This is a genomic window from Janthinobacterium lyxosi (genome assembly GCF_051380665.1).
In the GTDB taxonomy this organism is placed as follows: domain Bacteria; phylum Pseudomonadota; class Gammaproteobacteria; order Burkholderiales; family Burkholderiaceae_D; genus Janthinobacterium.
In genome coordinates this window covers 52,257-74,521 of record NZ_JBNYXM010000027.1, presented here as the reverse complement: position 1 = coordinate 74,521, position 22,265 = coordinate 52,257, and the positions used below count along the sequence as shown (strand labels likewise).

Below are 22,265 nucleotides of genomic sequence, written 5' to 3'. Positions count from 1 at the left end.
GACAGTCACGCGTGCTCTCTGAGCGGGCAGGGCGCAAGCCTCTGATAAAGGAGGGCCTTGGTCAATGGACGAGACCGGAAGTCTTTGCCGTAACCGAGGTGCTTGCAGACCGACAGGAGACACGACGCACGAAACCAAGCTCGCTGGGGCAACCCAGTAGTCAGGAAACGCCGGATACGTGATCCGTGCGTCCGGTGTTGTGGGAGGACGGCGGGGGCAACCCCGCCTCCTACCCGATCCCTGTCATCGATGCATAGGGGATATCGCTTTACAGTGCTGCGGCTGGACGATAAAGTTGCCGCATGCTCAATGCCCTCGATACCCACCTGTTAAATGCGACTCCCCGTCTGCGCTTGCGCGGCTGGCCGCGCTTCCTGACCGAATTCCTGTATTTCGGCATCAAGGAGGCGAGGTCGTGCCTGTTCGTGGGGCTGTTTTTTGCCGCCGTGTTCCTGGTGCCGCGCGCCGGTCTGTTCGGCCTGCCGCGCTATGACGTGCTGCTGCTGGTAGCGCTGGCGATCCAGGGTGCAATGGTCTGGAGCGGGCTGGAAACGTGGGACGAGTTGAAAGCCATCTGCCTGTTTCATGCGGTCGGCTTCGCGCTGGAAGTGTTCAAGGTATCGGGGACGATCCAGTCATGGAGCTATCCCGACTTTGCCTACAGCAAGGTGCTTGGCGTGCCCCTGTTTTCCGGCTTCATGTACGCAGCCGTCGGCAGCTACATCATCCAGACCTGGCGCCTGCTCGATATGCGCATACGCCACCATCCGCCATACTGGATGGCGGTGCTGATCGCGCTGCTCATCTACGCCAACTTCTTCACCCATCACTACATCGGCGACTATCGCTGGTATCTGGCCGCCTGCGCGCTGGGCTTGTACGCGCGCACCACCGTGGTGTTCCGTCCGCTCGACCGCGACCGCAGCATGCCCTTGCTGCTCGGTTTCGTGCTGGTCGGCTTCTTCATCTGGCTGGCTGAAAACATCAGCACCTTCTGGGGCGTGTGGCGCTATCCGAACCAGCTTGGCGCCTGGTCCGTGGTGCATGTCAGCAAATGGAGCTCCTGGTCGCTGCTGGTGGTGATGACGTTCACCATCGTGGCCCACCTCAAGCACATCAAGGCCAGCATTCACGTCGCCCGGCCTTAGGCCGGGGCCCGGGAGCGCCTTACAGGCTGGCCGCCACCACGTCAAAGCGCGTGCCCAGCGCGGCTTGCGGGCCGCCTTGCAGCTGTTTCGCGTACTGGCGCAGCACTTCCGCCGAATACGTGCGCGAGGCTGGCGACAGCTTCGGCAGCAGCGGCAGCACGCGTTCCAGATAGCCCGTACCTTCCTGCCACTTGCCTTGCGCCGCCAGCGCCGCCGCCAGTTCCACCATGCGACGGCCGACGCGCGCATCGCTGCGTGGCTGCGCCGCTTCTTCCGTGGCCAGGGCTTGCCGATACAGTTGCTCCGCTTCGGCATTCTTGCCCTGCAATCGCTTGATGCGGCCCAGGTTGTACTGGCGCTGCGAGAGGATGTCCGCGCCGGCCCCGGCCTGCTCGGCGCTGCGTAGCGCCTGTACGCAAGCCAGTTCCGCTTCGCCAAACTGGCCTTTGATTTCGGCCGCGTTGCAGGCGTCGTGTTGTGCGTCGGAGGTGGCGAGTGTCGCTGGCGCCGCGCAGGCGGCCAGCAGGCTGGCAGCGCATAGCAGGCTGATGGTATGGGTCTTCATAGTCTCCTCGTACGAGTGTTGGACACGGTGTATCAGTGGAGTCATGCTGTGATAAATATACTATAAGTTTTTTGGGGCGGGTGGCTTTTCGCCAGCGCACGGCAAGGCGCGCGATTGACGCCGCTTGCCCGCTTCAGGGATACTCCGGGCTTGTCCATTAATGCGTGCCGCCGCCATGTCCAAGACTGTCCTGATCGTGGAAGATGAACAGGCGATAGCCGACAGCATCGCCTATGCCTTGCGCACGGACGGCTTTACGCCGCGCCATGTGATGCTGGGCGAACAGGCCCTGGCCGTGCTGCGCCCCACCTCCGGCGACGCCGCGCCATTGCCCGTGCTGGTGGTGCTCGACGTGGGCTTGCCTGACATGAGCGGGCTGGAAGTGTGCCGCCGGCTGCGCCAGTTTTCCGAGGTGCCGGTGATCTTCCTGACGGCCCGCAGCGATGAAATCGACCGTATCGTCGGCCTGGAAATCGGTGCCGATGATTACGTCACCAAGCCGTTTTCGCCGCGCGAACTGGTGGCGCGCATCCGCGTCATCTTGCGCCGCGCAGGTGTCGCCCAGGTGCCACGCGAGACTGGCATGACGATAGCTGCCGCCGTCTTGCCAGCTGCGCCGGCGCCAGCGCGCTTCGAGTTGCGCGTGCTCGAGGCGCGGGTGCTGTTCCATGGCCAGCCGCTGGACCTGACCCGCTACGAGTATCTGCTGTTGAAGGCCTTGCTCGAGCATCCCGGCCACGTCCTGTCGCGCGCGCAGCTGATGGAGCGCGTGTGGAGCGGTGCGCCCGACACGCTCGAGCGTACCGTCGATGCGCATGTCAAATCCCTGCGCGCCAAGCTGCGCGCCGTCGATGCGCAGGCCGATCCCATCCACACCCACCGTGGCCTCGGCTACAGCATGGCCGGCGCATGAAGATCGGCCTGCGTATCCTGCTCGGCTACTTCCTGATCGTGGGCCTGGCCGCGTGGTTCTTGCTGAATGTCTTCATGGAGCAAGTCAAGCCGGGCGTGCGCTCGACCCTGGAGGATACGCTGGTCGATACCTCGCAACTGCTGGCCAGCCTGGTGGCGCCCGACTTGAAGGCGGGCACGCTGGGGCAGTCGCCCGTGGCCGAGCGCATGCAGGACTATGCGCGCCATGGCGTGGACGTCAATATCAATGGCGTGCGCAAGCGCACGCTCGATTACCGTATCACCATCACGGACCGGCACGGCATCGTCCTGTTCGACTCCAGTGGCCGCGACGTGGGGCGCGACTATTCGCGCTGGAATGACGTGTATCTCACCTTGCAGGGCAAGTATGGCGCGCGCAGCACGCGCAGCCGGCCCGATGACGAAATGTCGACGGTGATGCACGTGGCTGCACCGATTCGCGACGGCAATGAGGTGATCGGCGTGCTGACGGTGGCCAAGCCGAATGCCAGCGTGCAAGCCTTTGTCGAGCGCAGCCAGCGCAAGATCCTGCAGCGTGGCGCCGTGCTGTTGCTGCTATCGCTGCTGATCGGCCTGGCATTCGCCTTGTGGTTGCACCATGCGCTGGGCAAGCTGATGCGTTACATCGGCGACGTGGAAGCGGGGCGCAAGGTGGCGCTGCCGGCGCTGGGCAAGAACGAGATCGGCACTTTGGGGCGGGCGCTGGAGGTGATGCGCACGCGCCTGGAAGGCAAGGAATATGTAGAGCAGCTGATGCACACGCTGGCGCATGAGTTGAAAAGCCCGATCGCCGCCATCCAGGCGTCGGCCGAACTGCTGCAGGAAGACATGCCGCCGGCCGAACGGCGCCAGTTTCTTGCCAGTATCCTGGAGCAGAATGCGCGCCAGCGGCAACTGATCGACAAGCTGCTGGCACTGGTGCGCGTGGAAAAGCAGCAGCGCCTGGAGCATCCCGAGCGTATCGGGCTGGGGCCATTGTTGGCGCAAGTGGCGCAGGATGGCGCGGCCACCCTGGCGGCGCGTGGCGTGCGCCTGCAACTGCAGGCCGACGAGGCGAGCGTGGCGGGCGACGTCCTGCTGCTGCGCCAGGCGCTGGGCAACTTGCTCGACAACGCGACCAGCTTTGCGCCGCCCGGCAGCTGCATCGACCTGACGGCGCGGCGTCAGGGCAGCCAGGTGGAAATTGCCGTGCGCGACCGCGGCGATGGCATTCCCGCGTATGCGTTGGAGCGCGTCTTCGAGCGCTTTTACTCCTTGCCGCGCCCCAGCGCCGGCAAGAGTACGGGGCTGGGCCTGCCCTTCGTGCGCGAGGTCGCTTCCCTGCATGGTGGCACGGTCGAGGTGTTCAATCATGCGGAGGGTGGCGCCTGCGCGCGCCTGTGTCTGCCGCTGGCATGAGCGTCTTTTTTTATTTGCCGGCTTCACACAGGCTGCATCGTCAGTGCATACAGTTTTTTTACACTGGCCGCCTTACTTCAAGGATGCGCCATGCAAAAAACTTTACTCGTCAAAGCGTTGATCGTGTTCGGCCTGATGCTGCTGATCGGCCTGCCTTTGCTGATGATTCAGGAAACGATCAAGGAGCGGATGGAATTCCGCCAGGAAGCCGTCAACAGCATCGCCGCCGATTCGGTGCGCGAACAAACCATCATCGGTCCCATCCTGGTGATTCCCTACACGGAGCAGTATGAAGAGCGCGTGGAGGTGGCCAAGGGCGATGACAAGACACAGGCGGTGAGTGTGCCTGTGCGCACGGAGTTGCTGCGCCGCACGGTGCAGCGCCGCTTGCTCGTCTACCCGAACGACCTGCAGATCAATGGCAATATCGAGACAGACCGCCGCTACCGCGGCATCCATCAGGTGCTGGTCTACAGCGGCCAGCATGTCATCAAGGGCGACTTTACCGTCCCGGCCAGCACGCAGCTGCCGCGCAAGTCGCCGGACTCGCGCGTCACCCTGGGCGAGCCTTTCGTGGCCCTGTCCATCGAGGACGTGCGGGGCATCCGCAATATTCCGAAGATCGACTGGGACGGCCGGAAGATCGAGTTCGAGCAGGGCACTGACCTGTTTGCCTTCCGTAGCGGCCTGCATGCGTCATTGGGCGCCATGCCCCTGGCGGCGGCGCAGCAAGTGCGCTTCAGCTTTGACCTGGGTCTCGATGGCATCGAGCGCCAGCATTTCGTGCCGGTGGCAAAGAACAGCCAGATCCAGATCAAGTCGAACTGGCCCCATCCGCAGTTTGGCGGGCGCTTCCTGCCATCGCCGAAAAATCGCCAGATCGATGCCCAGGGTTTCAACGTGGCGTGGAATATCTCCTCGCTGGCCACGAATGCGCAAACGCAGCTGAGCACGATCGAGGGCGAATTCAAGGTGCCTGACAGTGCTCCGCTGGGCCAGGTGGACCGCTTCAGCGTGGGCTTCATCGAGCCGGTGAACGTGTATTCGCAATCGGACCGCGCCACCAAGTATGGCTTGCTGTTCGTGGCGCTGACCTTTGCCGCCTTCTTCATCTTTGAAATTTTGAAGAGCCTGCCGATCCACCCGGTGCAGTATCTGCTGGTGGGCTTGTCGCTGGTGATCTTCTTCCTGCTGCTGGTGGGCCTGGCCGAGCACATCGCCTTCCTCGCTGCCTACCTGATCGCCAGCGCCGCCTGTATCGCGCTAACCAGCTTTTACCTGCTGCACGTGCTGCACAACGCCTGGCGCGGCATCGGCTTCGGCGTGGCACTGACCATGCTATATGGCGCGCTGTACGGCTTGCTGAGCTCGGAAAACAATGCGCTGGTGATGGGCAGCATCCTGTTGTTCGCCGTGCTGGCCGCCATCATGGTGGCAACGCGCAAGGTGGACTGGTATCAGATTGGCAAAGGATCAGCGCAAGAGTAGGGCGGCGATACGTGCCCGGCTGCGACATGGCATTGGCGAGTGGCCGATGATTCCGCGGCGCGCCATGAGTATTGTTGAAGGTTGAGGTGCGCCCGCGGGTGCACCATGCCTGATTGACGAGGCGAAGAGGGCGCGGACGCGGCGGACGCGCCGTCGTTGCTGCTGTCGCTGCCGGCGTGTGCCGCGCGCTGTTCATCGCTTCCAGGGCGCATGTAGCCGCGCTTTGGGCACTTTGCATTGCCTTGCGGCAGCGTTTTTCAAGCGCGCCGACAACTCCCGCAGGGGCGTCGCGCAACACTTTGACATACCTCGTGTTAACTTGTTGCGTCAAGGGTTTTTGTGCTATATACTAGCCGGCTTCGGTATGGATTCGTCTTTTTTGAGTCCTACGTTACTTTGTAGTTAAACAAGCCCCGCCCAATCGCAGGTGGGAATGGAGAAAAAATGAGCCTAGGCCTTCTCGGTCGCAAGGTTGGTATGATGCGCATTTTCACGGATGAAGGGGATTCGATCCCGGTCACCGTGTTGGACGTATCGAACAACCGTGTTGCGCAAATCAAAACCCCTGAAACAGATGGTTACTCCGCTGTTCAGGTCGCATTCGGTCAACGTCGCGCTTCCCGCGTGACCAAAGCTGTTGCTGGTCATCACGCTAAAGCTGGTGTTGAAGCCGGTACTCTGTTGAAAGAGTTCCGTGTCGACGCTGCTAAAGCCGCTGAACTGAAAGCTGGCGATGTTGTCGCTGCTTCCCTGTTCGAAGTCGGTCAAAAGATCGACGTGCAAGGCGTTACCATCGGTAAAGGCTATGCAGGCGTTATCAAGCGTTACCACTTCGCTTCTGGCCGTGCAACGCACGGTAACTCGCGTTCGCATAACGTTCCAGGTTCCATCGGTATGGCACAAGATCCAGGTCGCGTTTTCCCTGGTAAGCGCATGACCGGTCATCTGGGTGACGTTAACCGTACGATCCAGAACCTCGTGATCGCCCGTATCGATGCCGACCGTCAGCTGCTGCTGGTCAAAGGCGCGATTCCAGGTGCGAAAAATGGCCAGGTAGTTGTCTCGCCAGCCATCAAAACCAAAGCCAAGAAGGGAGCTTAAACGATGGAACTCAAGCTTCTGAATGCGCAAGGTCAAGCCGCCTCGAACGTTGCTGCAGCCGATACGATTTTCGGCCGTGATTACAACGAAGCGCTGATCCACCAAGTCGTCATCGCTTATCAAGCGAATGCACGTAGTGGTAACCGCAAGCAAAAAGACCGTGAAGAAGTTCACCACACGACGAAAAAGCCATGGCGCCAAAAAGGTACCGGCCGCGCTCGTGCTGGTATGTCGTCGTCGCCACTGTGGCGCGGCGGTGGTCGGATTTTCCCGAACTCGCCTGACGAAAACTTCACCCACAAAGTGAACAAAAAAATGTATCGCGCAGGTATCTGCTCGATCCTGTCGCAGCTGGCTCGCGAAGAGCGCCTGATCGTCATCGACGATCTGACGATCGACGCGCCAAAAACCAAGCTGCTGTCGCAAAAATTGAACGGTCTGGGCTTTGATTCGGTTCTGATCATCACCGACGTTCTGAACGAAAACCTGGAACTGGCATCGCGCAACCTGCCTAACGTACTCGTCGTTGAGCCACGTCACGCAGACCCGATGTCCCTGGTGTTCTACAAGAAGATCTTGGTCACCAAAGCTGCATTGGCTAAGATTGAGGAGATGCTGGCATGAGCGCGATTTTGAAACATAGCGAAGAACGCTTGATGAAGGTGCTGTTGGCGCCGGTCATTTCCGAAAAGGCCACCATGGTCGCGGAAAAGAACGAGCAAATTGTATTCCGCGTACTGCCGGATGCAACCAAGCCTGAAATCAAGGCAGCGGTCGAACTGCTGTTCAAGGTTGAAGTTCTGTCCGTGCAAACTGCAAACCGCGAAGGTAAGCAAAAGCGCACCGGCAAGTTCAACGGTCGTCGTAACCATACCAAGCGTGCTTTCGTGTGCCTGAAGCCTGGCCAGGAAATCAACTTCTCCGAGGAGGCTGCATAATGGCACTCGTTAAGATGAAACCAACCTCGCCAGGCCGTCGCGGCATGGTAAAGGTGGTGAACCCAGACCTGTACAAAGGTCGTCCGTTCGCTGCTCTGGTTGAAAAGAAATCCAAGACCGCTGGTCGTAACAACAACGGTCACATCACCACCCGTCATATCGGTGGTGGTCATAAGCAACACTATCGCTTGATCGACTTCAAGCGCACCAAAGATGGTATTCCAGCGAAAGTGGAACGTATCGAATACGATCCAAACCGCACCGCGAATATCGCTCTGTTGTGCTACGCCGATGGCGAACGCCACTACATCATCGCAACCAAAGGCATGGCCGTTGGCGATAGCGTGATGAATGGTTCGGAAGCGCCGATCAAATCGGGTAACTGCTTGCCAATCCGTAACATTCCAGTCGGCACCGTGATGCATTGCGTCGAGATGCTGCCAGGTAAAGGTGCCCAAATGGCACGTACCGCTGGCGCTGGCGTTGTGCTGATGGCGCGTGAAGGTACCTACGCTCAAGTGCGTCTGCGCTCGGGTGAAGTACGTCGCGTGCACATCGAGTGCCGTGCTACGGTTGGTGAAGTCGGTAACGCCGAGCACAGCCTGCGTAAAATCGGTAAAGCTGGCGCGATGCGCTGGCGCGGTGTTCGTCCTACCGTTCGCGGTGTGGTCATGAACCCGGTCGATCACCCGCACGGTGGTGGTGAAGGTAAAACAGCAGCTGGTCGTCATCCAGTTTCGCCATGGGGCCAACAGACCAAGGGTAAGAAAACACGCCGCAACAAGCGTACGACTTCCATGATCGTCTCGCGCCGCGGCAAGAAATAAGGGGTAGCACATGACACGTTCATTGAAAAAAGGGCCGTTCTGTGACGCCCACCTGGTGAAAAAAGTTGAAGCCGCGCAAGCAGCCAAAGACAAAAAGCCAATCAAAACCTGGTCGCGTCGTTCGACAATCATGCCTGACTTCATCGGCCTGACGATCGCGGTTCATAACGGCAAGCTGCACGTGCCGGTTTATGTTTCCGAAAACATGGTTGGTCACAAGCTCGGCGAATTCGCACTGACCCGTACGTTCAAGGGCCATGCAGCTGACAAAAAGGCTAAGAAATAATGGAAACTAAAGCTATCCTCAAGGGTGTGCGCCTGTCGGACCAAAAGGGCCGCCTGGTTGCTGACCTGATCCGTGGCAAGAAAGTTGACGCTGCACTCAACATCTTGCAATTCAGCCCGAAAAAAGGTGCTGCGATCATCAAACGCGTTCTGGAATCCGCTATTGCGAATGCCGAGCACAATGATGGCGCGGACATCGACGAATTGTTCGTGAAAACGATCTACGTCGAAAAGGGCCCGGTCCTGAAGCGCTTCACCGCGCGTGCAAAAGGCCGTGGCGACCGTATTTCGAAACAATCCTGTCACGTTTACGTGACTGTCGGTAACTAAGGAGCCACGATGGGTCAGAAAATTCATCCAACCGGTTTCCGTCTGGCGGTCACCCGTAACTGGGCTTCGCGCTGGTATGCAGGCAACGGTAATTTCGCTGCCATGCTGAACGAAGACTTGAAAGCACGTGCTTACCTGAAAAAGAAACTGAAGAACGCATCCGTTGGTCGCATCGTTATCGAGCGCCCAGCCAAGAACGCGCGCTTCACGATCTACAGCTCGCGTCCAGGCGTGGTCATTGGTAAAAAAGGCGAAGACATCGAAGTACTGAAGTCCGCGCTGACCAAGATCATGGGCGTACCTGTTCACGTGAACATCGAAGAAATTCGCAAGCCAGAAATCGACTCGCAACTGATCGCCGATTCGATCGCTCAGCAGCTGGAAAAACGGATCATGTTCCGCCGTGCCATGAAGCGTGCAATGCAAAATGCAATGCGCCTGGGTGCTCTCGGTATCAAGATCATGTCGTCCGGCCGTCTGAACGGTATCGAAATCGCGCGTAAAGAGTGGTACCGCGAAGGCCGCGTGCCTCTGCATACCCTGCGCGCCGATATCGACTACGGTACCAGCGAAGCGTCGACCACCTACGGCATCATCGGTGTCAAGGTGTGGGTATACAAAGGTGACCGCGCGCCTAATGGCGATGCACCAGTCATCGATACCCCAGCTGACGAGAAGAAAAGCCGCGGCCCACGCCGTGACGATGGCAAGCCAGCTGGCCGTCCACGTCCAGCCGGTGCCGGTGCGAAACCATCCACAGCACCAGGTGCACGTGTGCGTACCGCCGCTAAACCGGCCGCCGCAGCAGCACCAGCTGAGAAAGCAGGAGAATAATCATGCTGCAACCAGCACGCAGAAAGTATCGTAAAGAGCAGAAAGGCCGTAATACCGGTATTTCGCACAGCCGCGGCACCGCCGTGTCGTTTGGCGAATTCGGTCTGAAGGCAGTTGCGCGCGGTCGTATCACTGCGCGTCAAATTGAAGCGGCGCGTCGTGCAATGACGCGTCACATCAAGCGCGGTGGCCGTATCTGGATCCGTATTTTCCCGGACAAACCGATTTCGAACAAACCGGCTGAAGTCCGTATGGGTAACGGTAAAGGTAATCCTGAGTACTACGTCGCTGAAATTCAGCCAGGCAAAGTACTGTACGAAATGGATGGCGTTGATGAAGCGCTGGCACGGGAAGCTTTCCGTCTTGCCGCCTCTAAACTGCCACTGGCTACGACGTTTGTCGTACGTCAAGTCGGCCAATAATTGGAGTTGAATATGAAAGCAACTGAACTCCGCGGCAAGGACCAGCCAGCTCTGCAAAAAGAGCTGAATGACCTGTTGAAGGCACAGTTCGGCCTGCGTATGCAAATCGCTACGCAACAGCTGAGCAACACTTCGCAGCTCAAGAAGGTACGCCGCGATATCGCGCGTGTGAAGACGGTAATGAATCTGAAGGAAGCCAAATGAACGAACCAGTGAAACAGTCGCTCAAGCGCACGCTGATCGGTAAAGTGGTTTCGGACAAGATGGACAAGACCGTTACCGTTCTGATCGAGCGCCACGTGAAACATCCTTTGTATGGCAAGATCATCATGCGCTCGAACAAGTATCATGCGCATGACGAGACCAACCAGGTCAAAGCCGGTGATACGGTCGAGATCCAGGAAGGTCGTCCGATCTCCAAAACGAAGGCATGGACGGTGACTCGTGTGGTTCAAGCCGCACCAACCGTTTAAATAAAAACCACCGTTTCGGCGGTGGGTTTTAATTAGTACTTGCAGGCCCGCAAATTGTATGTAATACTTGCGGGCTTCGTTCATGTAACGCCGCAAAGTGTCTGGCCACAGACAGTAGCATTCGCGGTCAGTTGATGTATGAAGGTCATGCACCCAAACAGTGAAGCCCAGCAGGGCGGCTCTGGCGGGACCAAGACTGACCGTGGGTCTACATTGTGTGGATTCTTCGGCTTAAGTTGGGAAAGAGAATACTATGATTCAAACTGAAAGCCGGCTCGAAGTGGCTGACAATACCGGTGCCAAAGAAGTAATGTGCATCAAGGTATTGGGCGGCTCCAAGCGCCGTTATGCTGGCATTGGCGATGTGATCAAGGTGACCGTTAAGGTTGCTGCGCCACGTGGCCGTGTCAAAAAAGGTGAAATTTATAACGCCGTGGTTGTGCGCACCGCTAAAGGTGTTCGCCGCCAAGACGGTTCCCTGGTGAAGTTCGACGGCAATGCCGCCGTACTGTTGAACGCCAAGTTGGAACCGATCGGTACCCGTATTTTTGGACCTGTCACGCGCGAACTGCGCACTGAGAAGTTCATGAAAATCGTGTCCCTGGCACCGGAAGTCCTGTAAGGAGTCGTAATGGATAAGATTCGTAAAAACGACGAAGTCATCGTTCTGACCGGGAAAGACAAGGGCAAACGTGGTGTGGTACAGCAGCGTATTGATGCTGAACATATCGTGGTTGACGGCATTAACATCGCTAAAAAAGCGACTAAGCCAAACCCGATGACTGGCGTAACTGGTGGTATCGTCGATAAGACCATGCCAATTCACGTGTCCAACGTTGCATTGTTTAATGCAGCGACTGGCAAGGCAGATCGCGTGGGTTTCAAAGAAGTGGATGGCAAAAAAGTCCGCATCTTTAAATCCTCCGGCGAAGTAGTGAAGGCTTAAGAAATCATGGCACGTCTCCAAGAATTCTATAAAGAAAAAGTCGTTGCCGACCTGACCAGCAAGTTTGGTTACAAGTCGGTAATGGAAGTTCCACGCCTGACCAAAATCACCCTGAATATGGGTGTTGGTGAGGCAATCGCGGATAAAAAAGTTCTCGAGCACGCAGTTGCTGACTTGACCAAGATCGCCGGCCAGAAGCCAGTGACCACCAAGTCCCGCAAAGCGATCGCAGGCTTCAAAATCCGTGAAGGTTATCCGATCGGTACGATGGTCACCCTGCGCGGCGCTCGCATGTACGAGTTCCTGGATCGCTTCATTACCGTGGCTCTGCCGCGTGTACGCGATTTCCGTGGTGTGAACGGCCGTGCATTTGATGGTCGTGGTAACTACAACATCGGTGTCAAGGAACAGATCATTTTCCCTGAAATCGAATACGACAAGATTGACGCGTTGCGCGGTATGAATATCAGCATCACGACAACCGCTAAGACCGATGACGAAGCCAAAGCTTTGCTCGCCGCCTTTAAATTCCCTTTCAGGAACTGATCATGGCCAAACTGTCACTGATTAATCGTGAGATCAAGCGTGCTGACCTGGTGGCGAAATTCGCCCCTAAGCGCGAAGCTCTCAAGGCCATCGTCGATGATCAATCGAAATCGGAAGAAGAGCGCTACGAAGCTCGCCTGAAATTGCAGGCGCTGCCACGTAACTCGAACCCGACGCGTCAACGTAATCGTTGCGCCATCACCGGTCGTCCGCGCGGCACATTCCGTAAATTCGGTCTGGGTCGTATCAAGCTCCGTGAATTCGCCATGCGTGGTGAAATTCCGGGTATGACAAAAGCAAGCTGGTAATAGGAGAATATGCAATGAGTATGAGCGATCCTATCGCCGATATGCTGACCCGCATTCGCAATGCACAAGGCGTGCAAAAGACGACCGTGGCCATGCCATCGTCGAAAGTCAAAATTGCGATTGCCAGCGTCCTGAAGGACGAGGGTTACATTGAAGATTTCGCTGTTACCGAAGCTGGTGGCAAGGCGGAACTGAAAATCGGTTTGAAGTATTATGTTGGCCGTCCCGTTATTGAGCGCTTGGAGCGCGTGTCCCGTCCGGGTCTGCGCGTCTACAAGGGTAAAGACGAGATCCCTGTTGTGATGAATGGCTTGGGTGTGGCGATCGTGTCGACTCCGCAAGGCGTCATGACTGACCGCAAAGCACGCGCTACCGGTGTCGGCGGCGAAGTTATTTGCTACGTGGCTTAAGGAGTTACACATGTCTCGAGTAGCTAAAATGCCTATCGTAGTGCCAGCTGGCGCCGAAGTCGCCATCTCCGCACAAGCGATCACCGTAAAAGGCCCGCTGGGCGTACTTTCCCAGGCCCTTACCGGCCAGGTCAAAGTGGAAAACAATGCAGGAACCCTGAGTTTCGACGTGGCGAACGACAGCCGCGAAGCCAATGCCATGTCCGGCACGCTGCGCGCACTGGTCAACAACATGGTTGTTGGCGTCACCAAGGGTTTCGAGAAAAAGCTGAACCTGGTAGGCGTGGGTTACAAGGCGCAAGCTCAAGGCGACAAGTTGAATCTGTCCCTGGGTTTCTCGCACCCTGTAGTACATGACATGCCAGCTGGCGTTACCTGTGCAACACCAACCCCGACCGAGATCCTGATTAAAGGTATCGACCGTCAACAGGTTGGCCAGGTAGCCGCTGAAGTTCGTGCTTACCGCGCTCCTGAGCCTTATAAAGGCAAGGGCGTTCGCTATGCGGACGAAGTGGTTAAGCTTAAAGAAACCAAGAAGAAGTAATTAGGGGCTGACGATGGATAAGAAAGAATCACGGCTTCGCCGCGGACGCCAAACCCGCATCAAGATTGCGGAATTGAAAGTAAATCGCTTGTCGGTGCATCGCACCAACCTGCACATTTACGCCAACCTGATCAGCCCGGACGCTAAAGTTCTGGTTTCGGCCTCGACGGCTGAAGCGGAAGTTCGCGCTGAACTGGCAGGTCAATCCGGCAAAGGCGGCAATGCCGCTGCTGCAGCCTTGATCGGCAAGCGCGTCGCTGAAAAAGCGTTGAAAGCAGGGATTACCGAAGTTGCGTTTGACCGCTCCGGTTTCCGTTACCACGGCCGTGTGAAAGCGTTGGCAGAAGCCGCACGCGAAGCCGGTCTGAAGTTCTAAGGATCAATCATGGCAAAAATGCAAGCAAAAATGCAAAGCGACAAGCCGGATGATGGCATGCGCGAAAAAATGATCGCGATCAACCGCGTGACCAAAGTGGTCAAGGGTGGTCGTATCATGGGTTTCGCCGCGCTGACCGTAGTTGGTGATGGCGATGGCCGCGTCGGCATGGGCAAGGGCAAATCGAAAGAAGTGCCAGTTGGCGTGCAGAAGGCAATGGAAGAAGCCCGTCGCAACCTGATCAAAGTGCCGCTCAAAAACGGTACCTTGCATCACACGGTTGTTGGTCGTCACGGCGCCTCCAAGGTCCTGATGAACCCAGCTAAGCCTGGTACTGGCGTTATCGCTGGTGGCGCCATGCGCGCTATCTTCGAAGTGATGGGCGTGACGGACGTGGTGGCGAAATCCACCGGTTCGAACAACCCATACAACCTGGTACGCGCTACGCTGGACGGCCTGTCGAAAATGAGCACTGCTTCCGATATCGCTGCCAAACGCGGCAAGTCGGTCGAAGACATTCTGGCTTAAGGTGGACAAAATGACAAACACAGTCAAAGTGCAATTGGTCAAGGGCTTGATCGGTACGCGCGAATCGCATCGCGCTACCGTGCGCGGTCTGGGTCTGCGTCGTGTAAATTCGGTTTCCGAATTGCAAGACACCCCATCCGTACGCGGCATGATCAATAAAGTATCGTATCTCGTTAAAGTTGTCGGGTAAGCCTTCGGGCTTACACGAACGGAGCAAATCATGGAATTGAATACTATTGCACCAGCCGAAGGCGCTAAGCACTACAAGCGTCGCGTCGGTCGCGGTATCGGCTCCGGCCTGGGTAAAACCTCGGGTCGTGGTCACAAAGGTCAGAAATCGCGTTCGGGCGGCTTTCATAAAGTCGGTTTCGAAGGCGGTCAGATGCCTCTGCAACGCCGTCTGCCTAAGCGCGGTTTCAAATCGATGCACGCAACCTTCAAAGCTGAAGTGCGCCTGTCCGATCTGAACAACCTGGCGGTTGGCGATGTCGACATTCTGGTCTTGAAGCAAGCTGGCGTTCTGGGCGTGTTGGCCCGTGACGTGCGCGTGATCTTGTCCGGCGAAATCACCAAAGCGGTGAATTTGAAGGGCTTGAAAGTGTCCGCTGGCGCGAAAGCAGCCATCGAAGCAGCCGGCGGCTCGGTAGCCTGAGTTGACCGCTAACAGCTTGATCGGAGCGAAAATTGGCGACTAATCCACAACTTGCTAAAAGTGCAGCGGCCGGTTTCCCTTGGGGACGGCTCTGGTTTTTGCTTGGCGCATTGGTGGTTTATCGTATCGGTGCTCACGTCCCGGTTCCCGGGATTGACCCGACACAATTAGCCTCGCTGTTCAAGGAGCACGAAGGCGGCGTCCTGGGCATGTTCAACATGTTCTCGGGCGGTGCCTTGTCTCGTTTTACAGTGTTTGCGCTGGGTATCATGCCTTATATCTCGGCCTCGATCATCATGCAATTGCTGTCGATCGTGTCACCGCAGATGGAAGCGTTGAAAAAAGAAGGCGAAGCAGGTCGTCGCAAGATCACCCAGTACACCCGGTATTTCACGGTTGCCCTGGCACTGTTCCAAGCGTTGGGCATTGCAGTCGCACTGGAGTCGCAAGCTGGTCTGGTGTTGGAACCTGGTCTTGCATTCCGCTTCGTGACGGTCGTCACTTTGTTGACCGGAACAATGTTTTTGATGTGGTTGGGTGAGCAAATTACCGAGCGTGGTTTGGGTAATGGCATCTCGATCATCATTTTTGCCGGGATTGCAGCAGGTCTGCCGTCGGCGTTGGGTGGCTTGTTCACTCAGGTGTCGAATGGTTCGATCGGCAGCTTCAGCGCGATTTTCATCGTGATCCTGGTAGCACTGGTAACGTATTTCGTCGTATTCGTCGAACGTGGTCAGCGCAAAATATTGGTCAATTACGCGAAGCGCCAGGTAGGCAACAAGATTTATGGCGGCCAAACCAGCCATTTGCCGTTGAAGCTGAACATGGCCGGCGTGATCCCGCCGATCTTTGCTTCTTCGATCATCTTGTTCCCGGCCACTATCGTGGACTGGTTTTCAAAGGGCGCCGACAACGCTAACCCTGCGGTGCGGTTCTTGAAAGATTTGGCAGCATCGATGGGGCCTGGTGAGCCTATCCATGCGCTGTTGTACGCAGTGGCGATCGTGTTTTTCTGTTTCTTCTATACAGCGCTGGTGTTTAACAGCAAGGAAACAGCGGATAACTTGAAGAAAAGCGGTGCGTTCATTCCCGGGATTCGTCCAGGCGAGCAGACAGCCCGTTACATCGACAAGATCCTGACACGCTTGACACTTGCCGGCGCAGTCTACATCACCCTGGTGTGTTTATTGCCGGAATTTATGCAAGCCCAGTGGAAAGTACCATTTTATTTCGGCGGTACTTCTTTATTGATTATTGTAGTTGTCACCATGGATTTCATGGCGCAAGTACAGAACTACGTGATGTCGCAGCAATATGATTCGCTGCTGCGCAAAGCAAATTTCAAGGGCGGAATTCCGACGCGTTAAGCGCGGTAAACATACCGAATGGCAAAAGACGACGTCATACAGATGCAGGGCGAGATTCTTGAGAATCTCCCAAATGCAACATTTCGAGTGAAGCTGGAGAACGGACACGTGGTGCTCGGGCATATTTCAGGTAAAATGCGGATGAATTATATTCGCATTCTCCCTGGAGACAAGGTGACGGTGGAGTTAACGCCGTACGACCTGAGCCGAGCCCGCATTGTGTTCCGTACCAAGTAACACACTGAATCAAACCAAAGAAGCGAAAGAAAGAGCCCAAAAATGAAAGTTCTCGCATCAGTCAAGCGGATCTGCCGCAACTGCAAGATCATCAAGCGCAAAGGCGTAGTCCGCGTAATCTGCGTGGAACCACGTCACAAGCAGCGTCAAGGTTAATCGAGGAATAACAAATGGCACGTATTGCAGGGGTTAATATCCCAAATCATCAGCATACCGTTATCGGCCTGACGGCCATCTACGGTGTGGGCCGTCCACGCGCAGAGAAAATCTGTGCATCGACCGGTGTAGCAACCAACAAAAAGATCAAAGATCTGGATGACAGCGAACTGGAAAAACTGCGCGATGAAGTAGGCAAATTCATCGTCGAAGGCGATCTGCGTCGTGAACTGTCCATGAACATCAAGCGTTTGATGGATCTGGGTTGCTACCGCGGCATGCGTCATCGTAAGGGTCTGCCTTGCCGTGGCCAGCGTACGCGTACGAACGCACGTACCCGCAAGGGACCGCGTAAAGCCGCTCAATCGCTGAAAAAATAATCCGCTAGGGAATAATTATGGCTAAGTCGCAAAATAACGCCGCATCAGCACGCGTGCGTAAAAAGGTTAAAAAGAACGTCGCTGAAGGCATTGCACATGTCCACGCTTCGTTCAATAACACCATCATTACCATCACCGATCGTCAAGGCAATGCCTTGTCGTGGGCTACCTCTGGCGGTGCAGGCTTCAAGGGTTCGCGTAAATCGACCCCGTTCGCAGCGCAGGTCGCCGCGGAAGCCGCTGGTAAAGTGGCTGTTGAGTGTGGCGTCAAGAACCTGGAAGTGCGTATCAAGGGCCCAGGTCCTGGTCGTGAATCCGCCGTTCGCGCGCTGAACAACCTGGGCATCAAGATCACCGAGATCCAGGACGTGACGCCGGTACCGCACAACGGTTGCCGTCCACCGAAACGTCGTCGTATCTAAGATAGTGTTGCAGAGGGCGCTTCGGCGCCAGCTGCTTTTCTGTCTGTTGTATTAGTACAGTTGTGTGAAATCGCTGGAGCAGGGAGCCGGAAACGGTTATACTGCCCGGCTGTTCTTGCCTGTCAAATTCAATTTGGCGGGTTTTTCGTTTTCAGCCACCGTCTGATTGAAGTTGAGTCAGACTAGCGCCTAACCGCAGCAGCGTGTTTGATCATGCATGTGGCTGGGGCGTTATCATTAAAAAAAGGAAGTATCGTGGCACGTTATATCGGACCTAAAGCAAAACTCTCCCGTCGTGAAGGTACTGACCTGTTCCTGAAGAGCGCACGTCGTTCGCTGGACAGCAAGTGCAAACTGGACGTCAAGCCAGGCCAGCACGGTGTCAAATCCGGCGCCCGCACCTCGGACTACGGTAACCAACTGCGCGAAAAGCAAAAAGTAAAACGCATGTACGGCGTGCTGGAACGTCAATTCCGCCGCTACTTCGCTGAAGCAGACCGTCGTAAAGGCAACACCGGCGAAACGCTGTTGAAGTTGCTGGAAACGCGTCTGGACAACGTTTGCTACCGCATGGGCTTTGGCTCGACCCGCGCTGAAGCGCGTCAATTGGTCAGCCACAAAGCGTTCACCGTGAACGGTATCGTTGTCAACATCGCTTCGTACGCGGTCAAAGTTGGCGACATCGTTGCTGTTCGTGAAAAATCGAAAAAGCAAGTGCGTATCGTTGAAGCACTGTCGCTGGCTGAACAAGTTGGTATGCCTAGCTGGGTTTCGGTTGATGCCAAGAAAATGGAAGGCACCTTCAAGTCCCTGCCAGAGCGTAACGAAATCGCTAACGACGTCAACGAATCGCTGATCGTCGAGCTGTACTCGCGTTAATAGTAGTTAGCACTATCACCGCCCACTCGATCGAGTGGGCGTTTTACTAATGCCATCAGCCTTATCGGTGTAATGAGCCGAGGGTATTGAAAAGGACATTTCATGCAAAACAGTTTGTTGAAGCCACGTATTATCGATGTTGAAGCTCTCGGTGCAGGTCACGCCAAAGTCGTGATGGAACCGTTCGAGCGCGGCTATGGCCACACATTGGGTAACGCGTTGCGCCGCGTTCTGCTGTCGTCGATGGTGGGCTACGCGCCGACCGAAGTGACGATCGCTGGCGTCGTCCACGAATATTCCTCCCTCGATGGCGTGCAAGAAGACGTCGTCGATCTGTTGCTGAACTTGAAGGGTGTGGTTTTCAAAGTCCACAACCGCGATTCGGTAACCCTGACCCTGAAAAAAGAAGGCGAAGGCGCGATCCTGGCCTCCGACATCGACCTGCCGCATGACGTCGAACTGATCAACCCTGACCACGTGATCGCCCACCTGACCGCTGGTGGCAAGCTGGACATGCAGATCAAGGTTGAAAAAGGCCGCGGCTACGTTCCTGGTAACGTGCGTCGCCTGTCGGAAGACACGAACAAGACCATCGGCCGCATCATTCTGGATGCGTCGTTCTCGCCAGTGCGCCGTGTATCGTACTTTGTTGAGTCGGCCCGCGTCGAACAGCGTACCGACCTGGACAAGCTGATCATCAATATTGAAACCAACGGCGTGATCTCGCCGGAAGAAGCGATCCGCCAGTCGGCCCGCGTCCTGGTGGATCAGTTGAATGTGTTCGCTGCCCTGGAAGGCACGGAAGCTGCCGCCGAAGCGCCATCGCGCGCTCCGCTGGTCGATCCTATCCTGTTGCGTCCAGTCGACGACCTGGAGTTGACCGTGCGTTCGGCGAACTGCCTGAAAGCGGAAAACATCTACTACATCGGCGACCTGATCCAACGTTCGGAAAACGAACTGCTGAAAACGCCAAACCTGGGCCGCAAGTCCCTGAACGAAATCAAGGAAGTGCTGGCATCGCGCGGCTTGACCTTGGGCATGAAGCTGGAAAACTGGCCGCCTGCAGGCCTGGAAAAGTAATTCGTAGTTGTAGCAAACTGCCTGGGACAGGTGTCCCAGGCTTTTATTTTGAAGCACCAAACCGGCCCGCGATGTTGCACTAGCTTCATCGATCGAAGAGCTGGAATTTAAACACTCACCGAAAGGATTTATCATGCGTCACGGTCACGGCCTCCGTAAACTGAATCGTACCTCGTCCCACCGTCTGGCAATGCTGCGCAACATGACAGTATCGCTGCTGCGTCACGAAGCGATCAAAACCACCCTGCCAAAAGCAAAAGAACTGCGCCGCGTTGTCGAGCCAATTCTGACCCTGGGCAAAACTGACTGCCTGGCAAACAAGCGTCTGGCCTTTAACCGCCTGCGCGATCGTGAAATGGTCTTGAAGCTGTTCGCTGAACTGGGCCCACGTTACGCCAACCGTAATGGCGGCTATGTGCGTATCCTGAAAATGGGTTTCCGCGTCGGCGATAACGCTCCTATGGCGTTCGTTGAACTGATGGATCGTCCAGATACGACCGAAGCAGTTGAAATCGCTGGCGAGTAATCCCGGTAATTGCATCTGAGAAAGCCAGGCCTAGCCTGGCTTTTTTGTTTTCTGCTGCAGCTATCACAGCTGCGGTGTACTATTCTTCTTTCGCGCCGGCTCTGCAGCCACTGCACGCTCCGCGCGTCTCTTGTTGAATGGCACAGCTGATGCCGCAGAAAAAGGTAGTCCATGTCACGTTTCCCCACCAGCGCCGCTGCGCGCGCCCCCACGTCCTTGCAACATGTCCTGGCCTGGCTCACCGCCTGCCTGCTGCTGGCCATGCTGGCTTTCGGTGCAGGCCAGGCCCGTGCCGACGATGAATTCCTCGATCCCGAGCTGGCCTTCAAATTTTCCGCCCGCATGCAGGACCCGTCCACCATCGCCGTCACCTATGTGATTGCCGATGGTTACTATATGTACCATGAGCGCTTCAAGTTCGACGCCGTGGGCGCCAAGCTGGGCACTCCCGTGTATCCGGCTGGCAAGGTCAAGTTTGACGACACCTTCCAGAAGAACGTGGAAACGTTCCGCAAGACCCTCACCATCACGATTCCCGTGCAGGCGGCTGGCGCGTTTACCCTGAAGGCGACGGGACAGGGCTGTTCCGACAAGGGCCTGTGCTACGCGCCGCAGGATGCCACGGCCCAGCTGGTGGGCCGTGGCGGCGGCCAGAGCATGGCGCCGGGCGGCGTGGCGTCGAAGTTTGCCTTGCCGGCCGCGCCGGCAGTCGACACGGCAGCCGTCAACGGGCCGCAGGCGCAAGCATCGCCTGGCGTGTCCGTGCTGAGCATCGCCAATCCCGATATCACGGCCACGCCCGACCCGGTGGCGGTGGCCCCTGTGGCGGCAAGCCCGGCGCCGGCGCAAAACGAGATGGGCAAGATCGAATCGGCCCTGAAGGGAGGCAAGCTGCTGGTCATCGTGCCCCTGTTCATGTTGCTGGGTCTGGGCCTGGCGTTTACACCGTGCGTGCTGCCGATGGTGCCGATTTTGTCGTCGATCATCATCGGCGATGGCGCCAAGGTCAGCCGTTCGCGTGGCTTGCTGTTGTCGCTGACGTATGCGCTGGGTATGGCCATCGTCTACACGGCGCTGGGCGTGGCGGCCGGCTTGGCGGGCGAAGGCCTGGCAGCCAAGTTGCAAAATCCGTGGGTGCTGGGCTTTTTCGCCTTGCTGATGGCGGGTCTGGCGTTGTCGATGTTCGGCTTGTATGAGTTGCAAGTGCCGGCTTTCCTGCAGGGCAAGCTGACGTCCGTGTCGAACCAGCAGTCGTCGGGCCGCCTGGCGGGCGTATTCGTCATGGGCGCCATTTCCGCCCTGATCGTGGGGCCATGCGTGGCCGCGCCGCTGGCCGGCGCCTTGCTGTACATCAGCCAGACGCGCGACGTCGTCATCGGCGGCAGCGCCCTGTTCGCCATGGCGGTGGGCATGAGCGTGCCGTTGCTATTGGTGGGTGTGTCGGCCGGTACCTTGCTGCCGCGCGCCGGCGCCTGGATGGATGCCGTCAAGCGCTTCTTTGGTGTGCTGCAACTGGGCGTGGCCTGGTGGCTGGTCTCGCCCGTGCTGCCGGGTGCCGTGCAGATGCTGGGCTGGACGGTGCTGTTCGTCGGCTACGGCATGTATCTGCTGGTGGGCAGGAGCGGCGCGAAGAACGCCTGGATCGCCAAGGCCTTCGGCCTCGTCTTTGCCGTGCTGGGCGCGATGCAACTGGTCGGCGTGGCCAGCGGTGGCCGCGACCCGCTGGCACCGCTGGCGCACCTGGGCGGTGGGCAAGTGCACGCGCAACCGTTTACGCGCGTGAAGACCGTGGCGCAGCTCGACGCGGCGCTGGCACAGCTCAATGGCAAGCCAGCCCTGCTGGACTTTTATGCGGACTGGTGCGTGTCCTGCATCGAGATGGAAAAGCTGACCTTTGTCGATCCCGCCGTGCGCGAAAAGATGGGGCAAGCCGTGTTGCTGCAAGTGGACGTGACGGCCAATGACGCCGACGACAAGGCCATGCTGAAACGTTTCCAGCTGTTCGGCCCGCCTGGCATCATCATGTTCAACCCGCAAGGGCAGGAAATCGCCCAGTCGCGCGTGATTGGTTTCCAGAATGCATCGACGTTCCTGACCTCCTTGCGCAAGCTCGACGGACAGTAAGCAGTCACTTGTCTGTCCAATAAGAAAAAGCCTGCGTCGCAG

At 57.2% G+C, this 22,265-nt stretch carries 34 protein-coding genes; 33 read left to right on the top strand and 1 reads right to left on the bottom strand.

Going from position 1 to position 22,265, the window contains the following annotated elements; genetic code table 11:
• Nucleotides 1–302 precede the first annotated feature (302 nt).
• Nucleotides 303–1,148 carry a DUF817 domain-containing protein gene (locus ACQ4WP_RS22980; protein ID WP_436524668.1) on the top strand — a complete coding sequence of 282 codons (846 nt, stop codon included), beginning with the start codon at nt 303–305 and terminating at the stop codon, nt 1,146–1,148.
• A gap of 19 nt (nt 1,149–1,167) precedes the next feature.
• On the opposite strand, the gene ACQ4WP_RS22975 is transcribed toward ACQ4WP_RS22980, so the two are convergent.
• Nucleotides 1,168–1,713, bottom strand: a complete 546-nt coding sequence (locus ACQ4WP_RS22975; RefSeq protein ID WP_436524666.1) for a tetratricopeptide repeat protein — start codon at nt 1,711–1,713, stop codon at nt 1,168–1,170.
• A gap of 175 nt (nt 1,714–1,888) precedes the next feature.
• Between ACQ4WP_RS22975 and creB the strand changes: the two genes are divergently transcribed.
• The 32 genes from creB to dsbD all read left to right on the top strand — a co-directional run bounded on the left by creB (nt 1,889) and on the right by dsbD (nt 22,223).
• Nucleotides 1,889–2,626, top strand: coding sequence for a two-component system response regulator CreB (gene creB, locus ACQ4WP_RS22970; protein WP_436524665.1), 738 nt, complete (start codon nt 1,889–1,891; stop codon nt 2,624–2,626).
• Nucleotides 2,623–4,044 carry a two-component system sensor histidine kinase CreC gene (creC, locus tag ACQ4WP_RS22965; RefSeq protein ID WP_436524663.1) on the top strand — a complete coding sequence of 474 codons (1,422 nt, stop codon included), beginning with the start codon at nt 2,623–2,625 and terminating at the stop codon, nt 4,042–4,044. Before creB ends, creC begins: the two co-directional genes overlap by 4 nt.
• Before the next feature lie 90 nt (nt 4,045–4,134).
• Nucleotides 4,135–5,532, top strand: a complete 1,398-nt coding sequence (creD, locus tag ACQ4WP_RS22960) for a cell envelope integrity protein CreD (protein ID WP_436524661.1) — start codon at nt 4,135–4,137, stop codon at nt 5,530–5,532.
• 444 nt (nt 5,533–5,976) lie between these two features.
• Entirely contained in the window at nt 5,977–6,633 is a 657-nt protein-coding gene (rplC, locus tag ACQ4WP_RS22955; RefSeq protein WP_010394393.1) for a 50S ribosomal protein L3, read from the top strand.
• 3 nt (nt 6,634–6,636) lie between these two features.
• A complete protein-coding gene (rplD, locus tag ACQ4WP_RS22950; RefSeq protein WP_034753197.1) occupies nt 6,637–7,257 on the top strand; it encodes a 50S ribosomal protein L4 in 621 nt (206 codons plus the stop codon).
• The gene (gene rplW / locus ACQ4WP_RS22945; protein ID WP_010394398.1) at nt 7,254–7,571 is read left to right on the top strand and encodes a 50S ribosomal protein L23; all 318 of its coding nucleotides are present in this window, start codon (nt 7,254–7,256) and stop codon (nt 7,569–7,571) included. The genes rplD and rplW overlap by 4 nt, the downstream gene beginning before the upstream one ends.
• Nucleotides 7,571–8,398: a 50S ribosomal protein L2 gene (gene rplB, locus ACQ4WP_RS22940; RefSeq protein ID WP_436524659.1), complete on the top strand. Its 828-nt coding sequence runs from the start codon at nt 7,571–7,573 to the stop codon at nt 8,396–8,398. The genes rplW and rplB overlap by 1 nt, the downstream gene beginning before the upstream one ends.
• Nucleotides 8,399–8,408: 10 nt before the next feature.
• Nucleotides 8,409–8,684 (top strand): 30S ribosomal protein S19, encoded by a 276-nt coding sequence (gene rpsS / locus ACQ4WP_RS22935; RefSeq protein ID WP_008444295.1) that lies wholly within the window; start codon nt 8,409–8,411, stop codon nt 8,682–8,684.
• Nucleotides 8,681–9,013, top strand: coding sequence for a 50S ribosomal protein L22 (rplV, locus tag ACQ4WP_RS22930; protein WP_170840583.1), 333 nt, complete (start codon nt 8,681–8,683; stop codon nt 9,011–9,013). The genes rpsS and rplV overlap by 4 nt, the downstream gene beginning before the upstream one ends.
• Nucleotides 9,014–9,022: 9 nt before the next feature.
• Entirely contained in the window at nt 9,023–9,847 is an 825-nt protein-coding gene (rpsC, locus tag ACQ4WP_RS22925; protein ID WP_034753199.1) for a 30S ribosomal protein S3, read from the top strand.
• Between the two features lie 2 nt (nt 9,848–9,849).
• Complete coding sequence (rplP, locus tag ACQ4WP_RS22920) at nt 9,850–10,269, top strand: 50S ribosomal protein L16 (RefSeq protein ID WP_017877854.1); 420 nt, start codon at nt 9,850–9,852, stop codon at nt 10,267–10,269.
• Nucleotides 10,270–10,281: 12 nt separating this feature from the next.
• Nucleotides 10,282–10,473 carry a 50S ribosomal protein L29 gene (gene rpmC / locus ACQ4WP_RS22915; RefSeq protein WP_071079768.1) on the top strand — a complete coding sequence of 64 codons (192 nt, stop codon included), beginning with the start codon at nt 10,282–10,284 and terminating at the stop codon, nt 10,471–10,473.
• On the top strand, nt 10,470–10,742 hold the full coding sequence (rpsQ, locus tag ACQ4WP_RS22910) for a 30S ribosomal protein S17 (RefSeq protein ID WP_010394415.1): 273 nt from the start codon (nt 10,470–10,472) through the stop codon (nt 10,740–10,742). Before rpmC ends, rpsQ begins: the two co-directional genes overlap by 4 nt.
• Before the next feature lie 253 nt (nt 10,743–10,995).
• Nucleotides 10,996–11,364 (top strand): 50S ribosomal protein L14, encoded by a 369-nt coding sequence (gene rplN, locus ACQ4WP_RS22905; protein WP_008444317.1) that lies wholly within the window; start codon nt 10,996–10,998, stop codon nt 11,362–11,364.
• A 9-nt stretch (nt 11,365–11,373) separates the two neighbouring features.
• The gene (gene rplX / locus ACQ4WP_RS22900; protein WP_034753204.1) at nt 11,374–11,688 is read left to right on the top strand and encodes a 50S ribosomal protein L24; all 315 of its coding nucleotides are present in this window, start codon (nt 11,374–11,376) and stop codon (nt 11,686–11,688) included.
• 6 nt (nt 11,689–11,694) lie between these two features.
• On the top strand, nt 11,695–12,234 hold the full coding sequence (gene rplE, locus ACQ4WP_RS22895) for a 50S ribosomal protein L5 (protein WP_010394421.1): 540 nt from the start codon (nt 11,695–11,697) through the stop codon (nt 12,232–12,234).
• 2 nt (nt 12,235–12,236) lie between these two features.
• Nucleotides 12,237–12,542, top strand: a complete 306-nt coding sequence (rpsN, locus tag ACQ4WP_RS22890; RefSeq protein ID WP_010394423.1) for a 30S ribosomal protein S14 — start codon at nt 12,237–12,239, stop codon at nt 12,540–12,542.
• Nucleotides 12,543–12,556: 14 nt separating this feature from the next.
• Nucleotides 12,557–12,952, top strand: coding sequence for a 30S ribosomal protein S8 (gene rpsH / locus ACQ4WP_RS22885; protein ID WP_010394425.1), 396 nt, complete (start codon nt 12,557–12,559; stop codon nt 12,950–12,952).
• A gap of 10 nt (nt 12,953–12,962) precedes the next feature.
• Nucleotides 12,963–13,496, top strand: coding sequence for a 50S ribosomal protein L6 (rplF, locus tag ACQ4WP_RS22880; protein WP_034778281.1), 534 nt, complete (start codon nt 12,963–12,965; stop codon nt 13,494–13,496).
• Nucleotides 13,497–13,509: 13 nt separating this feature from the next.
• On the top strand, nt 13,510–13,872 hold the full coding sequence (rplR, locus tag ACQ4WP_RS22875) for a 50S ribosomal protein L18 (protein WP_010394431.1): 363 nt from the start codon (nt 13,510–13,512) through the stop codon (nt 13,870–13,872).
• Nucleotides 13,873–13,881: 9 nt separating this feature from the next.
• On the top strand, nt 13,882–14,400 hold the full coding sequence (gene rpsE / locus ACQ4WP_RS22870; protein ID WP_010394433.1) for a 30S ribosomal protein S5: 519 nt from the start codon (nt 13,882–13,884) through the stop codon (nt 14,398–14,400).
• 10 nt (nt 14,401–14,410) lie between these two features.
• Nucleotides 14,411–14,590: a 50S ribosomal protein L30 gene (gene rpmD, locus ACQ4WP_RS22865; protein WP_010394435.1), complete on the top strand. Its 180-nt coding sequence runs from the start codon at nt 14,411–14,413 to the stop codon at nt 14,588–14,590.
• Between the two features lie 30 nt (nt 14,591–14,620).
• Nucleotides 14,621–15,052, top strand: coding sequence for a 50S ribosomal protein L15 (gene rplO / locus ACQ4WP_RS22860; RefSeq protein ID WP_034753211.1), 432 nt, complete (start codon nt 14,621–14,623; stop codon nt 15,050–15,052).
• Between the two features lie 32 nt (nt 15,053–15,084).
• Nucleotides 15,085–16,419 carry a preprotein translocase subunit SecY gene (gene secY / locus ACQ4WP_RS22855; protein WP_010394438.1) on the top strand — a complete coding sequence of 445 codons (1,335 nt, stop codon included), beginning with the start codon at nt 15,085–15,087 and terminating at the stop codon, nt 16,417–16,419.
• Between the two features lie 18 nt (nt 16,420–16,437).
• Nucleotides 16,438–16,656, top strand: a complete 219-nt coding sequence (gene infA, locus ACQ4WP_RS22850) for a translation initiation factor IF-1 (protein ID WP_005663428.1) — start codon at nt 16,438–16,440, stop codon at nt 16,654–16,656.
• Between the two features lie 42 nt (nt 16,657–16,698).
• Nucleotides 16,699–16,812, top strand: coding sequence for a 50S ribosomal protein L36 (rpmJ, locus tag ACQ4WP_RS22845; protein WP_010394471.1), 114 nt, complete (start codon nt 16,699–16,701; stop codon nt 16,810–16,812).
• A 14-nt stretch (nt 16,813–16,826) separates the two neighbouring features.
• Nucleotides 16,827–17,192: a 30S ribosomal protein S13 gene (gene rpsM, locus ACQ4WP_RS22840; RefSeq protein ID WP_046681666.1), complete on the top strand. Its 366-nt coding sequence runs from the start codon at nt 16,827–16,829 to the stop codon at nt 17,190–17,192.
• Between the two features lie 17 nt (nt 17,193–17,209).
• The gene (gene rpsK, locus ACQ4WP_RS22835; protein ID WP_010394475.1) at nt 17,210–17,614 is read left to right on the top strand and encodes a 30S ribosomal protein S11; all 405 of its coding nucleotides are present in this window, start codon (nt 17,210–17,212) and stop codon (nt 17,612–17,614) included.
• Between the two features lie 255 nt (nt 17,615–17,869).
• Nucleotides 17,870–18,493 carry a 30S ribosomal protein S4 gene (rpsD, locus tag ACQ4WP_RS22830; protein ID WP_010394478.1) on the top strand — a complete coding sequence of 208 codons (624 nt, stop codon included), beginning with the start codon at nt 17,870–17,872 and terminating at the stop codon, nt 18,491–18,493.
• A 102-nt stretch (nt 18,494–18,595) separates the two neighbouring features.
• Nucleotides 18,596–19,573 carry a DNA-directed RNA polymerase subunit alpha gene (locus tag ACQ4WP_RS22825; RefSeq protein WP_008444343.1) on the top strand — a complete coding sequence of 326 codons (978 nt, stop codon included), beginning with the start codon at nt 18,596–18,598 and terminating at the stop codon, nt 19,571–19,573.
• A 133-nt stretch (nt 19,574–19,706) separates the two neighbouring features.
• Nucleotides 19,707–20,099 carry a 50S ribosomal protein L17 gene (rplQ, locus tag ACQ4WP_RS22820; protein ID WP_010394482.1) on the top strand — a complete coding sequence of 131 codons (393 nt, stop codon included), beginning with the start codon at nt 19,707–19,709 and terminating at the stop codon, nt 20,097–20,099.
• 171 nt (nt 20,100–20,270) lie between these two features.
• On the top strand, nt 20,271–22,223 hold the full coding sequence (gene dsbD, locus ACQ4WP_RS22815) for a protein-disulfide reductase DsbD (protein ID WP_436524657.1): 1,953 nt from the start codon (nt 20,271–20,273) through the stop codon (nt 22,221–22,223).
• Nucleotides 22,224–22,265 lie beyond the last annotated feature (42 nt).

Bases quoted from the DNA above. Each gene is read 5' to 3' on its own strand.
- ACQ4WP_RS22980 (WP_436524668.1), top strand. From the start codon at position 303: ATGCTCAATGCCCTCGATACCCACCTGTTAAATGCGACTCCCCGTCTG.
- ACQ4WP_RS22975 (WP_436524666.1), bottom strand. From the start codon at position 1,713: ATGAAGACCCATACCATCAGCCTGCTATGCGCTGCCAGCCTGCTGGCC.
- creB (WP_436524665.1), top strand. From the start codon at position 1,889: ATGTCCAAGACTGTCCTGATCGTGGAAGATGAACAGGCGATAGCCGAC.
- creC (WP_436524663.1), top strand. From the start codon at position 2,623: ATGAAGATCGGCCTGCGTATCCTGCTCGGCTACTTCCTGATCGTGGGC.
- creD (WP_436524661.1), top strand. From the start codon at position 4,135: ATGCAAAAAACTTTACTCGTCAAAGCGTTGATCGTGTTCGGCCTGATG.
- rplC (WP_010394393.1), top strand. From the start codon at position 5,977: ATGAGCCTAGGCCTTCTCGGTCGCAAGGTTGGTATGATGCGCATTTTC.
- rplD (WP_034753197.1), top strand. From the start codon at position 6,637: ATGGAACTCAAGCTTCTGAATGCGCAAGGTCAAGCCGCCTCGAACGTT.
- rplW (WP_010394398.1), top strand. From the start codon at position 7,254: ATGAGCGCGATTTTGAAACATAGCGAAGAACGCTTGATGAAGGTGCTG.
- rplB (WP_436524659.1), top strand. From the start codon at position 7,571: ATGGCACTCGTTAAGATGAAACCAACCTCGCCAGGCCGTCGCGGCATG.
- rpsS (WP_008444295.1), top strand. From the start codon at position 8,409: ATGACACGTTCATTGAAAAAAGGGCCGTTCTGTGACGCCCACCTGGTG.
- rpsC (WP_034753199.1), top strand. From the start codon at position 9,023: ATGGGTCAGAAAATTCATCCAACCGGTTTCCGTCTGGCGGTCACCCGT.
- rplP (WP_017877854.1), top strand. From the start codon at position 9,850: ATGCTGCAACCAGCACGCAGAAAGTATCGTAAAGAGCAGAAAGGCCGT.
- rpmC (WP_071079768.1), top strand. From the start codon at position 10,282: ATGAAAGCAACTGAACTCCGCGGCAAGGACCAGCCAGCTCTGCAAAAA.
- rpsQ (WP_010394415.1), top strand. From the start codon at position 10,470: ATGAACGAACCAGTGAAACAGTCGCTCAAGCGCACGCTGATCGGTAAA.
- rplN (WP_008444317.1), top strand. From the start codon at position 10,996: ATGATTCAAACTGAAAGCCGGCTCGAAGTGGCTGACAATACCGGTGCC.
- rplX (WP_034753204.1), top strand. From the start codon at position 11,374: ATGGATAAGATTCGTAAAAACGACGAAGTCATCGTTCTGACCGGGAAA.
- rplE (WP_010394421.1), top strand. From the start codon at position 11,695: ATGGCACGTCTCCAAGAATTCTATAAAGAAAAAGTCGTTGCCGACCTG.
- rpsN (WP_010394423.1), top strand. From the start codon at position 12,237: ATGGCCAAACTGTCACTGATTAATCGTGAGATCAAGCGTGCTGACCTG.
- rpsH (WP_010394425.1), top strand. From the start codon at position 12,557: ATGAGTATGAGCGATCCTATCGCCGATATGCTGACCCGCATTCGCAAT.
- rplF (WP_034778281.1), top strand. From the start codon at position 12,963: ATGTCTCGAGTAGCTAAAATGCCTATCGTAGTGCCAGCTGGCGCCGAA.
- rplR (WP_010394431.1), top strand. From the start codon at position 13,510: ATGGATAAGAAAGAATCACGGCTTCGCCGCGGACGCCAAACCCGCATC.
- rpsE (WP_010394433.1), top strand. From the start codon at position 13,882: ATGGCAAAAATGCAAGCAAAAATGCAAAGCGACAAGCCGGATGATGGC.
- rpmD (WP_010394435.1), top strand. From the start codon at position 14,411: ATGACAAACACAGTCAAAGTGCAATTGGTCAAGGGCTTGATCGGTACG.
- rplO (WP_034753211.1), top strand. From the start codon at position 14,621: ATGGAATTGAATACTATTGCACCAGCCGAAGGCGCTAAGCACTACAAG.
- infA (WP_005663428.1), top strand. From the start codon at position 16,438: ATGGCAAAAGACGACGTCATACAGATGCAGGGCGAGATTCTTGAGAAT.
- rpmJ (WP_010394471.1), top strand. From the start codon at position 16,699: ATGAAAGTTCTCGCATCAGTCAAGCGGATCTGCCGCAACTGCAAGATC.
- rpsM (WP_046681666.1), top strand. From the start codon at position 16,827: ATGGCACGTATTGCAGGGGTTAATATCCCAAATCATCAGCATACCGTT.
- rpsK (WP_010394475.1), top strand. From the start codon at position 17,210: ATGGCTAAGTCGCAAAATAACGCCGCATCAGCACGCGTGCGTAAAAAG.
- ACQ4WP_RS22825 (WP_008444343.1), top strand. From the start codon at position 18,596: ATGCAAAACAGTTTGTTGAAGCCACGTATTATCGATGTTGAAGCTCTC.
- rplQ (WP_010394482.1), top strand. From the start codon at position 19,707: ATGCGTCACGGTCACGGCCTCCGTAAACTGAATCGTACCTCGTCCCAC.
- dsbD (WP_436524657.1), top strand. From the start codon at position 20,271: ATGTCACGTTTCCCCACCAGCGCCGCTGCGCGCGCCCCCACGTCCTTG.